The sequence below is a fragment of the Chitiniphilus purpureus genome, assembly GCF_025642115.1.
GTDB lineage: Bacteria > Pseudomonadota > Gammaproteobacteria > Burkholderiales > Chitinibacteraceae > Chitiniphilus > Chitiniphilus purpureus.
In genome coordinates this window covers 3,187,734-3,200,196 of the sequence record NZ_CP106753.1, presented here as the reverse complement: position 1 = coordinate 3,200,196, position 12,463 = coordinate 3,187,734, and the positions used below count along the sequence as shown (strand labels likewise).

The window sequence follows — 12,463 nt, the reverse complement described above, 5'->3', positions numbered from 1 at the left end:
ACCGTGTGGGGCGTTGCTTTTGGATGTGCCCGATGCCCAGATCTCCCGAACTGCTCCTGCCCGCCGGCGACCTCGTGCGCATGCGCGCCGCCTATGACTTCGGCGCCGATGCGGTCTATGCCGGTCAGCCGCGTTACAGCCTCAGGGCGCGCAACAACGACTTCAAGCTCGAAAACCTGAGGAAGGGCATCGAAGAAGCGCATGCCCGGGGCAAGAAACTGTTCGTGGCCAGCAACATCCTGCCGCACAACGCCAAGGTGAAGACCTACCTCACCGACATGGCGCCGGTGATCGAGATGAAGCCGGATGCGCTGATCATGGCCGACCCGGGATTGATCATGCTGGTGCGCGAGCAATGGCCCGAGGTGCCGATCCACCTGTCGGTGCAGGCCAACACCGTCAACCATGCCGGGGTGAAGTTCTGGCAGAAGCTGGGGCTCACCCGGGTGATCCTGTCACGCGAGCTGAGCCTGGACGAGGTCGAGGAGATCCGCAACGAGTGCCCGGACATGGAATTGGAAGTGTTCGTCCATGGTGCGCTGTGCATTGCCTATTCGGGCCGCTGCCTGCTTTCGGGCTACTTCAACCACCGCGATCCCAACCAGGGCACCTGTACCAATGCCTGTCGCTGGGACTACAAGGTGCACGAGGCCTTCGAGGACGAGGCCGGACAGGCACAGGTGATCCGCTTCGACTTCAACAAAGCCATGGATGAGGCCAACCGCGCCTTTGCCGCCGCCGGCGAGGTGGTGCGCCACCCGCTGGCCGACCGGAGCTATCTGATCGAGGAGACGCAACGCCCCGGCGAGCTGATGGAGATCATGGAGGATGAGCACGGCACCTACATCATGAACAGCAAGGATCTGCGTGCGATCGAGCATATCGAGCGGCTGGTCGCCATCGGCGTCGATTCGCTCAAGATCGAGGGTCGCACCAAGAGCCGCTACTACGTGGCCCGTACGGCGCAGACCTATCGCCAGGCGATCGACGATGCCGTTGCCGGCCGGCCGTTCAACCCCGCGCTGCTGGCCGACCTCGACGGCCTTGCCAACCGTGGTTATACCGACGGCTTCTACCAGCGCCACCACAGCCACGATACGCAGAACTACCTCGACGGCCACTCCAAGTCCAAGCGCAGCCAATACGTGGGCGAAGTACGCGCCATCGAAGGCGGCTGGGCAGAGATCGAGGTGAAGAACCGCTTCGAAGTGGGCGACCTGCTGGAGATCATCCACCCCAGTGGCAATGTGATCGTCAAACTGGAGCAGATGCGCGGCAAGGACGGCGAGCCCGTCAGCGCTGCCGCCGGCAACGGCGTCAAGGCGGCCATTCCGCTCGATGCACGTTTTGCGGATGCGCTGATCGCCCGGGTGCTGCCGGCGTAGCCGATCGATACGCGCCGAATAGGGCTGGGACGCGGAGAAGAGAGGGCGCAGGCGTTGGTCTGTTGCGGGGCATTGTGCCCCGGCAGGCTGTAGCGGGTTCCCTCGCGCAGGCCCGCGCTGCCGGGTGACGAGGGTGTTGGGCCCGGGGTTCCCGTTCCGGCCGGGGCAGGCTGCAAGCCGGAGTGCCTGCGCCGGCAGGATGGTCGGCGGCGGGTGGGCCGGTCAGAGCATCATCCGTTGCCAGCTGAATTCAGACTCCCCCAGTTGCAGCAGTTCGTCGAACACTTGGCCGAGGCCGGCGAGCTCGCGCGTGTCGGTGCCCGCTTCGCCGCGCGGCCAGTCGAAGTGGTGGCGTTTCACGTAGCGTGCGCCATCGGCGGTGGCAAATGCGGCGTGCCACAACTGCGGCGGCTGGCTGACGCGCAGCATGGTGAACCGGTGACTCCAGGTCTCGCGCAGATCGAGAATGCGCGGCGCATGGGCGGCGATATGCTCCGGCTGCAGCGCCAGCAGTGTCACCTTCAGGCTGTCGCAGGCGACAAAACGCCCACCCAGGGCTTCGGCAAAGGCGCGGCTGCCGATGCCCGCAATCCCGAAATCGACCTCGAACAGCTTCAGTTCACGCTCGGCACTGTGGATCAGCGCCAGCAGCGCCTGCTGGTATTGCGCAGGCCGCTCAAACTTGCATGGGGTAAAGGTAGCCATAGTCGTAACACGCGTAGAGGGCTTCGAGCACCGTCTCATCATACTCGCCCGCGGGCAACGCGCGCCGGTTGGCAAGGGTCTTCAGCGCGGCAGACGCCTGCGGTGCGGCAGCAAGATCGTCGCCGTTGATATAAAAGCCCGCCGCGTCGTACAGCAACTGCGTCTTCAGATCGAGTGTGACACCACCGCTGGCCACGGCGGCGCAGAATGCCTCGTACGCCAGCGGCGCCTCGGGCGGTTCGAAATAGACGTGCGGCTTGGGCTCGGTGAAGTAGCGCCCGGCAAAACGCGCGATCTGCTGCTCATCCCACCGGATGTGCTGCAGCATCCCCGCGATATCCCTGGCAAAGCCGTCATCGATCAATCCCGGTTCAGCGGTCGGCTGCCGGCCCGGATCGGCATACATGCCCTCGATGCGGAGTTCGTCCTGCAGGAAATCCAGGAACCTGCCGACGATTTCCTGGCTGGTGGGGGCCCGAAAGCCGATGCTATAGGTCATGCCGGCAGTCAGGGCAACGCCGTAATGGGCGTACTTGGGGGGCAGATACAGCATGTCGCCGTGCTCCAGCACCCACTCCTGTTCGCTGGTGAACGACTTGAGCACCCGGATCGGCGCATCCTCGATGAAATTGCCCGCATCATCGGCCGAGATCTGCCAGCGCTTGGCGCCACCCACCTGCAGCAGGAACACATCGTATGAATCGTAGTGCGGCCCGACGCTGCCACCGGGCGGGGCATACGAGATCATCAGATCGTCCAGTCGGTAATAGGGCAGGAAGTCAAAGCGGTGCAGCAAGCGATCGATGTGCTCGATATGGTGGTTGACGTCCTGCACCAGCAGGGTCCAGTCGCACTCGCCCAGCCGGTTGAAGCGGCGCGCCTCGAACGGGCCGTGTGCCAGATGCCAGCGGTCGCGTTTGAACTCGATCAGCCGTGATTGCACATCGTCGCGCTGCGCCAACGCCTTCAGACGCGCCAGATCGATCAGTTCCGGAAAATCGGTGACAGCCTGCCGGATCAGCAGCGGCTTCTTCTGCCAGTAATCGGCAAGGAACTGCGCGGGCGTAAGCCCGCCAAGCAAGGTAGAGGACATCTGGGCTATAACCAACACAAGTCAGGGACGATGGCGATTATCTCACCCGCACTGCTTGCCCGCAGGCAAACCTCACCCCACAAGAAGGAGGGCCCTTATGCTGAATGCTGGAGACGTCGCACCCGATTTCGCACTGCCGGCATCGGCCATGGAGTTGATCCAACTGGCCGATTACCGTGGACAGCACCACGTGGTGCTGTATTTTTTCAACAAGGACCACACCCCCGGCGGCCTCGCCGAGGCCATCGAATTCAGTGATCGGGTGCGGGAATTCGCCCGCCACGATACCGTGATCCTCGGGGTGAGCCTGGATGAATGCCTGGCACACGAAGTCTTCCGCGAGCAGGAGGGCATCGAGTTCGAGTTGCTGTCCGATACCGAGGGCGAGGTGAGCGAGCGCTACCACGCGCTGAAAAAGTGGGAGGCGAACGGCGTGGTAAGATACGGCATCGAGCGCTCGACCTTCGTCATCGGCAAGGACGGTGTCATTCGCCACGCCTTCTATCATGTCGCGCCCAAGGGGCACGCTGCGCAGATTCTCTCTCTTGTTCAATCGCTGGGATAAATTCGATGCAAATCGCCAAAGACACTGTCGTTACGCTCCACTATCAGATGTATGACGCCGAAGGCAAACTTTTGGACAAGACGGACGAGCCGATCGCCTATCTGCACGGCGGGTACGACAACATCCTGCCGCTGGTGGAAGAAGCGCTGCAGGGCAAGGGCAAGGGGGACAGCATCGATGTCACCATGACGGCGGAAGATGCGTTTGGTGAATTCGAGCCGGAGCTTGTACGGGTCGAGGAAAGGAGCGTGTTCCCGATGGAAGTCGAGGTCGGCATGATGTTCGAGGCCGACGATCCGGAGACTGGCGATGTGCTGCTGTTCCGCGTCACCGAGATCGAAGGCACCCAGGTGACCGTGGATGCCAACCACCCGTTTGCCGGTCAGACCGTCCGCTTTGTCGGCAAGGTGGAAGACGTGCGTGCCGCACAGGCCGAGGAGATCTCGCACGGCCATGTGCACGGCGCCCATGGGCATCAGCACTGAGCCCGGTTTCCCACGATGGATCGCGCCCGCCGCAGGCGGGCGTTTTCATTGATGCCACCACTGCATTGCCAGGTGGCGCAGTACGCGGCGTAGGCTTCTCCCGGGCCATCCCGGGTGAACCGCGCCGCGCTGCCCTTGTGGCGCCCAGTGGTCGATTGCCGTTGCATCAACGATGCATGCCGCGACAACCGCCCCCCGCGCACTGTCCCTTGTTGCTGGCTAGCGCTCGCCTTTGATCTTGTAGACGTTGGACGAGAGTTGGAGCGTGGCGTCGAACGAGACCGGCGGGCGGTGCGGGTGGACCTTGAGCACGGCGTCGACACGAAAGCGCAGCAGCCGCTCGGTCTCGCGCGGCAGGTCCAGCGTGATCCGTACCCGCGTCAGCCGCGGCTCATGGTGCTCGATCGCGCGGCGCACCCGTTCGCGCAGCAGTTCGCGATCATCCGGATTCAGAAGACTCAGCCCGCTTAGATCGGGAATGCCGAAGTTGATCACCGAATTGGCGCTGAGCGGGTAGGGCGCCATCAGTTCCTCGTGCTCGACGATACGGGTATTGAGCAAGGCTTCGAGGTCCCGCGCCAGCGCACCCTTGAAATCATTCAGCTCGGCATACGATTGCCGGGCCTGCTGGTTTTCCGGCGCATCGTCCAGCAGCCGGTCGAGGATCGAAGGCTGGGTCAGGGGCTGGCGCCGCAGCTGGCTCATAACCGCTACACGCCGAGGAAGCGGTCGACCTGGGTGCCCAGCAGCACGCGATAGACGATGAAGATCGTCACCGCCACGATGGCCAACAGCGCGAAATACAGCCACAGCGGCAGTTCATTGCGCACGAAGCTCTGGAAACGGTGTGGCAGTTTCCAGTTGGGTGCGAAGTCCGCCTTGCCGCCACGCACCTGCTGGATCTCCTGCCCCACCCGGTGGATCAGATAGCCCAGCTTCTCGGTGCCTTCCAGCAGATAGCGCCCCTGGAAGCCGAGCAGCAGCACGGTGTAGTACACCTCCAGCGGCTCGATGTGTTTGCCTGGATCCATCCGGAGCATTTCTAGACGGTCGAAGAACCCTTCGCCAGCCAGGTGCTCGCCGAAAAGCCGCAACTGCAGCGGCATGCGCTCCCATTCCTCGCGGATTGGGAAATCGGAGGACAGGATGATCTCGTCCATCAGTGCGCAGAATGCATACTTGGCGTGCTCGATCGCGTCGCCGGGTTTGTTGAAGTTGCGCGCGTTCTTGTCGTACTGCTGCAGGAACAGGTCGACACGCCGGTTGAATTCGGTCGACGAATTCGGGGGATTGCCGTCGCGCAACAGGAACAGCAGGTAGATGCCATCCTCCATCAAGTCGCGCAGCGTGGGCGCGGCAGGCGTTTCCACGGCAAGCGGATGGGTGAGTTCGGCGGTGGCTTCGGTCATGGTCCTGTTCCCTGCGACGGCCCGCTCAGCGGAACACCGCGATCAATTCGATTTTCAGCGAAACGAGCGTCTGCGGCACGTAGATGCATACCGAGCGCGATTGCAGCATGCGCTGGAAGATGTCGCCGCGCGGCTCCAACGCGAAATAGTGGTTCCCCACCCGTACCGGGATGGCCGATGGGGTCTGCGGTGCGTGGGCAAGGCTGACGCCGCGCAGTGCCGAGTTGAGGATCTTCTCCACATCGTCCGGCGCGCCGACCTTGAACTTGAACGGCACGGCCTCGATCACCTGGGCGGCGGGCAGGTCGCTTTGCACCGAGAGATAGAAATCCACATTCTCCAGCAGCCGGTCGCTTTCCAACCGGCCGATGTAGAACGAGGGCTTGGGCGAGGTGAGCGGAATCACGGCGTAGCGGGCCGAGATCACGGTATCGAGCAGTTCGCGGATCTGCTCGTCGAGCTTGGGCAGGGTGTCGCCCAGCTGCTCGTGGCGATAGGCAGGCAGGTCGGCAAGCGTGTAGATGCTCGAGAACGTCAGAAGCTCGCCGCAGAACTCGGCCAGTGCCACGTACAGCTCCTCCGGATGCAACGGCTCGGCATGCAACAGGTGGTTGAGCCGCGCGAAGTTGCGGTTCACCGTATGCAGCAGCCAGAACGAAGCGATATCGGTGGTGCCGTACTCCATCACATTCTTCGCGCGTTCGCGGTGCGCCCCGGCGAGCGATTCGCTCTTGACCAGTAGGATGTCGAGCAGGCGACGGATCATCCGTGGCAGCGCCGGATTGGCACTGACCGTGGTCATAGGCGGCAGGTAGTCGTCCGCGGCACGCCATTGCCCGGTCGCGTCCTTGGTCAGCCGGGCGATCGGCACCGAGTCGTAGCCGTCGCGGTTCTCTTCTTCCACCATCAGCCGCAGGTCCAGCTCCAAGGTGGTGAGATCGGCTTCCAGCGATTGGGTGTAAAGGTCGGACAGCGCGTAGTGCGCGTTGCGAAAGCGCGACGGCCGGCCCGGTGGCGTATCGGCATTCGCGGTGTTGCCGCCGTAGGGGTTCAGGTTGGGCAGGCAGGCGTAGAGCATGGTGTCGACGCCCAGCTGCGGAATCTCGTTCAGGTCGCGCGACAGCGGCAACGGTTCGCGCTGCGGCGCGGCGAACTGGGTACCATCGCGGAAGGTCACGCTCAGCTGGTCCGCCCGGATCAGGCCGTTCCTGAGCGCGGCGTGATCCAGCTCGAACGAACGCAGGCCCCAGGCATGCCGCTGCACCGCGAGCAGTGCCTCGGCCACCGCGTTGTCGTTGAGCAGGGCTTGTTGCTGGAAATGCTGCGGGCGAAGGAACATGCCTTCGCCCCACAGAACACGCTTGGCCTTGAGCATTCGGGTACGTACCTAAGGGAGGAGCCGGCGCATCGGCCGGCGGTCGAACGTGATCAGCGCTTGGGCTTGCCGGTGCTGAACGGCATGCACTCGGGCTTGTAGTCCGCGCCCTGGCCGGGGATCAGCAAGGCCTGGGGCTTCACCAGCCTGAGGTAGCAGTCCTGTACCACGAACGCCAGCCCCTTGCTGCGCACCGCGTCAGCATCGACCAGGAAGCGCCAGTTCTGCGCATCCGGCTTACGGAAAAAGCCGATCACGCCCAGATACTTGGCTTCGGGTTGCAACTGGTCGGTGACGTTCTGCGTCGCGCCTGGAATCAGTTGCAGTTCGGTGCGGGCGACAAACTCGCTGCCGAAGAGCTCCGTGTCGCTCTTGCCACTGGCCGCGGTATCGAAGGTCAGGCGGTTGAATTCGTTTTTGTCTTTCAGCTGATATAAGCGGACGACGATCGAGAGGGGTTTGCCGCTGATGTCACGGTTGATGATCGGGTCGGCGGTGCCGCTGATCGGGTATTCTTTCGGGCCACTGGCGCACCCGGTAATGACCATGGCGCCAAGCACTGCAAAAAGGGTGTTACGGGCCATTTTTCTTACAATCGACAGGGGTTGATTACGCCTCATTGGCAGCTCCCTTTTGATAATTGTGAGCGGATATTATACATTAGCGCCCACGCGTTGCGGCAAGTGTAACGCTCTGGTTCTTAACGGTTTCCGGAGTACCCCGGCTGCAAGTATGATCATGACGGGTTACTTTCCACAAGTTTGCACTGGGCCATGGCAGAGTTGAATTTCTGGTGGTTGATGCTGCTCATGTTTGGCCTGGTGATGAGTTTGGGCTGGATTGGGTGGCGGTTTTTCTACGGCGGCGCGCCGGCGACCCTTGCGCCGATGCCGCGCCCTGCCGCAACGCCTGCTCCTCAGCCCCGGCTGCCGCGTCGACCATTGTGGCCGGAGCTGCTTGCATGGCGGCGCCGGCTGAACTGGCATGCGATACGCTGGCTGCTGATGGCCGCTGCAGTGGTGCTGTTGATCATCCTCGTTACCTTACAAATGGCCGGTTACCATGTATTGCGTGCATTGTCGCCGCAAGCTTACGATCGCACGCAGCATATCCAACTGGCCTTGAAGGACGAAAAGCTGGTGCCGCCCCCGGCATTGCCGCCATCGATCTTCGTGAGCAGCGAGCGTCCCTCGCTTGCCTATGCCGACCGCGACTGGAGCAAGCTTGATCCCCGCTTCACCCAGCTGGTGCTGACCGTGATCGCACGCATGCAGGAGCGCGGGTATCCCATCGTGCTGATCGAAGGCTACCGTTCCCCCGAACGCCAGGATGCGCTGGCCGACGGTGATGTGCATGTGACCAACGCCCGCGGTGGTCGCAGCAAGCACCAGTACGGCCTTGCTGCCGACCTTGCGCCGATGCGCGAGGGCCGGATTGTCCTGTCGGAGCGGGACCCATGGGCGTGGGAGGCCTATCAGGCACTGGGTGAGGAGGCGCAGGCGGCCGGCCTGGTGTGGGGGGGAGGCTGGTCGTTCAAGGATTATGGGCACGTGGAAATGAAAGGGCCGATCGCCGCGCTCACCAGCGGCAGGTAAGTGTTCGAAGTAGCGGTACTAGGGGCTTGGATAACAAATGAAACGGTGGTTGAAGAACGCGAAGGTCGCTTCGGCGATCGGTTTTCTGATCCTGATCGCGTTGATCTGGTTCGTCGGGCCCTGGATGGGGCTTGTCAGCGCCGAGGCGCGCTTTGGCTGGATCTTCGGTGTGATGCTGCTCTGGGTGCTCACGCTGCTCGTCGGCCAGATGCTGGCCAACCGCGCCGGCGGTCTGATCGAGAAGATGCTGCAGCGTCAGGCCGATGATGCGGTGATGGGGGCCAGCCCGGACAAACGCGCCGAGGTCAACCTGCTGCGGCAGCGGCTGCTGGGCGCCATCGACACCCTCAAGAGCTCCAAGATCGGCAAGGCGCGCGGCAATGCGGCGTTGTACGAGCTGCCCTGGTACATGATCATCGGCCACCCCGCCGCCGGCAAAAGCAGCGCCATCCTGCAATCCGGGCTCACCTTCCCGTTTAGTGACAAGGCGGGCGTGCAGGGGGTCGGCGGCACCCGCAACTGCGACTGGTTCTTCTCCACCGAGGGCGTGCTGCTCGACACCGCCGGCCGCTATGCCACCCAGACCGAGGACCGGGTCGAGTGGCTCGAATTCCTCAAGCTGCTCAAGCGGCACCGCGCCAAGGCGCCGGTCAACGGCATCCTGGTCGCCATCAGCCTGCCGGAGCTTGCCCAGCACAAGTCCGAGGGCTTTGCCATCTATGCGCGCCAGATCCGCGAGCGCATCCACGAGATCGAGGACATCTTCGGCCTGCAGGTGCCGATCTATCTCGTATTCACCAAGATCGACCTGCTGGGCGGCTTCGCGCAGTTTTTCGAGGATGTGCCCGAGGATGAACGCAACAAGGTCTGGGGGGCCACGCTCACCCACGATCAGGGTGCCGGTTTCAATATCGGCCGCGTGGTCGGCCAGCATTTCGACACCTTGTACCGCGGCCTGCGCCAACTGGGCGAGGACAAGCTCGCGGCGCATCGCGGCAATGCATCCAGGGCGGCGTTGTTCGCGTTTCCGATCGAGTTCCATGCGCTCCAGGAGGCGATCTGCCATTTCGTCGAGCTGCTGCACGAGGAGGATCCGTATCACGCCCGCCCGCTGTTGCGTGGCTTCTATTTCTCCAGCGCATTGCAGGAAGGCGTGCCGCGTATCGGCGCCGCGACGCGCGTCTCCGGGCAGTTCGACCTGGGCCGCAGCGGCTTCGACGCACGCCAGGCGCCGGCGTCGTACAGCTATTTCCTGCGCGATCTGTTCCGGGAGGTGCTGTTCCCCGATCAGCATCTGATCTCGCGCCAGACCAGGCCGAGCGGGAGCCGCTGGCGTCTGGCGGGCATGCTGGGCGGGCTTGCGCTGTTGGCACTTGTCGCGAGTGCGCTCACCTGGTCGTTCATCGGCAACCAGAAGATGATCGCCGCGATCGAGGCCGAGCGCGCGCAGGCCGGCCGGCTGGTCGAGAGCGGGCCGCTGTACGAGCGGCTCAAGGGCCTGGCGCTATTGCAAAAGCGCCTTGAGGACCTGCAGCACTACCGCACCGAAGGCCATCCGTGGCAGATCGGCATGGGGCTCTATCAAGGGGACAAGCTCGAGCAATCGCTGCGCAAGCAATATTTCGAAGGGGTCCGGCTGGTCATGCTCGATCCGGTCAAGGCCAACCTGGAGGCGGCACTGGTGCAGCTGGCGCAGGCGGGTCCCGGGCAGGAGCGCCCGGCGCCCCCCGCTGCTGACACGGGCGAGTCGGACGACGGCGCGGCGCGTTCCCGTACGCCGTCACGCCCGCGTCGCCCCGACAGCGGATTGCCGGTGATCCCGCTGTCACGTGCCGATACCGGCGGCTTCATGCGGGTGGGATACGCGGCCGGCCTGCGCCGGGCGCAGCCGGCGGTGCGGCAGATGACGCAGGCGCTGCAGCCCGAGCCGCCCAAGGCGGCGCCGCAGACGCTTGACGCCGGTTACAACGCGCTCAAGACCTATCTGATGCTGAACCAGCAGCAGCGGATGGAGCAGGCCCATCTGTCCGACCAGTTGCCGCGCTACTGGCGGCCTTGGCTGGAGCAGCACCGCGGCGCGCACAGCATCGAGGAGATCAACGTGCTGGCCGAGCGCCTGGTGGCCTTCTACATCTCGCAGCTCAAAGCGCCCGACCTGCCGCTGATCGACAACAAGGAGCACGTGGTGGCCGGTGCGCGCGACACGTTGCGCGGTTCGCTGACGCGCCTGTCGGCCAAGGAGCGGGTCTACAACGAGCTGAAGGCGCGCGCCAATACCCGCTTCGCGCCATTGTCGGTGGCGCGCATCCTGGGTGGGCGCGACGGCAACATCATCGCCGGCAGTGCCATGGTGCCCGGTGCCTTTACCCGCGAAGCCTGGGAGAAGTACCTGGGCGAAGCCATCGTCGAGGCCAGTCGTGGCGAGATCAAGAGTGACGACTGGGTGCTGGCATCCTCGATCCAGGACAACCTTGGCAAGGGGGCCGATGTCGACAAGAACCGCCAGGAACTCGAAGCCCTGTACCGGGCCGACTATGCCGAGGCATGGAGGAAGTTCCTGCAGGGGGTCGCCATCGCCGAGCAGGCCAATCTTGCCCAGGCCGCCGAGGCCACCGCGCGCCTTGCGGACCGGCAGAATTCGCCGATCAAGCTGGTGCTGCTGCGTGCCGCCTACGAGACCGCCTGGGACAATCCGTCCGAATTGCACAAGAAGCTGGAGAACGCCAAGAAATCGGTAATCGACAAGACCGCCGAGATCTTCAAGGGCGGCGATGCGCCGGCGGCGGCCCAGGGGCAGTACGGGCAGCTGGGCCAGCAGTTCGCGGTGCTTGCCGCGGTGGCGGGTTCCAACAGCCAGGAGTCGCCGTTGATGGCCGGCTACCTGGAGCAGCTGGCCAAACTCAAGGCCAAGCTGTCGCAACTGGCGGGCAACGACGATCCGGCCACGGCGTCGCGCCAGCTGATGCAGGCCACGCTCGGGGGAAGCGGCTCGGAGTTCGCCGATACCCTGCTTTACGTGGACAACAACATGCTGGGCTCCGCTGACGCCGCCTCCAAGGAGATGTTGCGGCCGCTGCTGGTGCGCCCGCTGCTGCAATCCTATGCGGCGCTGATGCCGCCGGTGGAGCAGGATCTCAACCTTGCCTGGCAGCGTGAGGTCTACGGCCAGTGGCGTACGTTGGCGAGCAAATATCCGTTCAGCGATGCCCAGAATGAAGCGCCGCTCTCCGAGATCGCCCGCTTCGTCAAACCCAACGACGGCACGCTGGACAAGTTCATCGACAAGTATCTCAACGGGCTGGTGCTCAAGCGTGGCGGCCAGTTGGTGCCGCGCACCTGGGGCAACCAGGGCGTACGCTTCAACCCGGCCTTCCTTGCCGGGGCCGGGCGGCTGTCGGCGCTGGGCGGCAATCTGCTGCAGGAGGGCAGTGACAACTCCCGCTTCGAGCTGCAGCCGGTGCCCACGCCGGGGTTGTCGGAGATCACGGTCGAGATCGATGGCCAGACCTTGCGTTACCGCAACGGCCCACAGCCCTGGCAGGCATTCTCCTGGCCGGGGACGACGGGCAGCCAGGGCGCGCGCATCCAGGTGGTGGCGTTCAACGGCGTCAGCACCGTGGTGGCCAACCAGCCCGGGCGCATGGGTTTCATGCGCCTCCTGGGCCAGGCGCGGGTCAACGATTCGGAAATGAACGCCGGGCAGCTGGAATGGCGGATGAAGAGCGGGAACCAGGAGTCGGACGCGGTCAGGGTGAATTTCCGCATGGTCAGCGGCGTCAATCCGTTGCAGCTCTCGGGGCTGCGCCGGTTGGGGCTGCCTGAGCGCATCACCCAGTAACCACGCGGAACCA

The 12,463-nt window shown here is 64.0% G+C and carries 11 protein-coding genes; 5 read left to right on the top strand and 6 right to left on the bottom strand.

Going from position 1 to position 12,463, the window contains the following annotated elements:
• Positions 1-32 precede the first annotated feature (32 nt).
• Positions 33-1,385 carry a prephenate-dependent tRNA uridine(34) hydroxylase TrhP gene (gene trhP / locus N8I74_RS14810; RefSeq protein ID WP_263123882.1) on the top strand — a complete coding sequence of 451 codons (1,353 nt, stop codon included), beginning with the start codon at positions 33-35 and terminating at the stop codon, positions 1,383-1,385.
• Positions 1,386-1,607: 222 nt separating this feature from the next.
• Here the strand turns inward: trhP and N8I74_RS14805 are convergent, their stop codons facing one another.
• On the bottom strand, positions 1,608-2,090 hold the full coding sequence (locus N8I74_RS14805; RefSeq protein ID WP_263123881.1) for a DUF7931 domain-containing protein: 483 nt from the start codon (positions 2,088-2,090) through the stop codon (positions 1,608-1,610).
• Positions 2,062-3,183 carry a cupin domain-containing protein gene (locus N8I74_RS14800; protein ID WP_263123880.1) on the bottom strand — a complete coding sequence of 374 codons (1,122 nt, stop codon included), beginning with the start codon at positions 3,181-3,183 and terminating at the stop codon, positions 2,062-2,064. Before N8I74_RS14800 ends, N8I74_RS14805 begins: the two co-directional genes overlap by 29 nt.
• Before the next feature lie 97 nt (positions 3,184-3,280).
• Here N8I74_RS14800 and N8I74_RS14795 point away from each other — a divergent pair, with 97 nt between their 5' ends.
• Entirely contained in the window at positions 3,281-3,748 is a 468-nt protein-coding gene (locus N8I74_RS14795; RefSeq protein ID WP_263123879.1) for a peroxiredoxin, read from the top strand.
• Between the two features lie 5 nt (positions 3,749-3,753).
• Positions 3,754-4,233, top strand: a complete 480-nt coding sequence (locus N8I74_RS14790; RefSeq protein ID WP_263123878.1) for an FKBP-type peptidyl-prolyl cis-trans isomerase — start codon at positions 3,754-3,756, stop codon at positions 4,231-4,233.
• 219 nt (positions 4,234-4,452) lie between these two features.
• Here the strand turns inward: N8I74_RS14790 and tssE are convergent, their stop codons facing one another.
• From tssE to tssJ, 4 genes are read right to left on the bottom strand one after another with little or no spacing between them, the layout of a single operon-like run.
• Entirely contained in the window at positions 4,453-4,938 is a 486-nt protein-coding gene (gene tssE, locus N8I74_RS14785; RefSeq protein ID WP_263123877.1) for a type VI secretion system baseplate subunit TssE, read from the bottom strand.
• A gap of 5 nt (positions 4,939-4,943) precedes the next feature.
• Positions 4,944-5,642, bottom strand: coding sequence for a type IVB secretion system protein IcmH/DotU (gene icmH, locus N8I74_RS14780; RefSeq protein ID WP_263123876.1), 699 nt, complete (start codon positions 5,640-5,642; stop codon positions 4,944-4,946).
• A 25-nt stretch (positions 5,643-5,667) separates the two neighbouring features.
• Positions 5,668-7,017: a type VI secretion system baseplate subunit TssK gene (tssK, locus tag N8I74_RS14775; RefSeq protein ID WP_263123875.1), complete on the bottom strand. Its 1,350-nt coding sequence runs from the start codon at positions 7,015-7,017 to the stop codon at positions 5,668-5,670.
• A 53-nt stretch (positions 7,018-7,070) separates the two neighbouring features.
• Positions 7,071-7,637: a type VI secretion system lipoprotein TssJ gene (gene tssJ / locus N8I74_RS14770; protein ID WP_263123874.1), complete on the bottom strand. Its 567-nt coding sequence runs from the start codon at positions 7,635-7,637 to the stop codon at positions 7,071-7,073.
• A gap of 153 nt (positions 7,638-7,790) precedes the next feature.
• Between tssJ and N8I74_RS14765 the strand changes: the two genes are divergently transcribed.
• Positions 7,791-8,612 (top strand): M15 family metallopeptidase, encoded by an 822-nt coding sequence (locus N8I74_RS14765; RefSeq protein WP_263123873.1) that lies wholly within the window; start codon positions 7,791-7,793, stop codon positions 8,610-8,612.
• A gap of 37 nt (positions 8,613-8,649) precedes the next feature.
• Positions 8,650-12,450 carry a type VI secretion system membrane subunit TssM gene (tssM, locus tag N8I74_RS14760; RefSeq protein ID WP_263123872.1) on the top strand — a complete coding sequence of 1,267 codons (3,801 nt, stop codon included), beginning with the start codon at positions 8,650-8,652 and terminating at the stop codon, positions 12,448-12,450.
• Positions 12,451-12,463 lie beyond the last annotated feature (13 nt).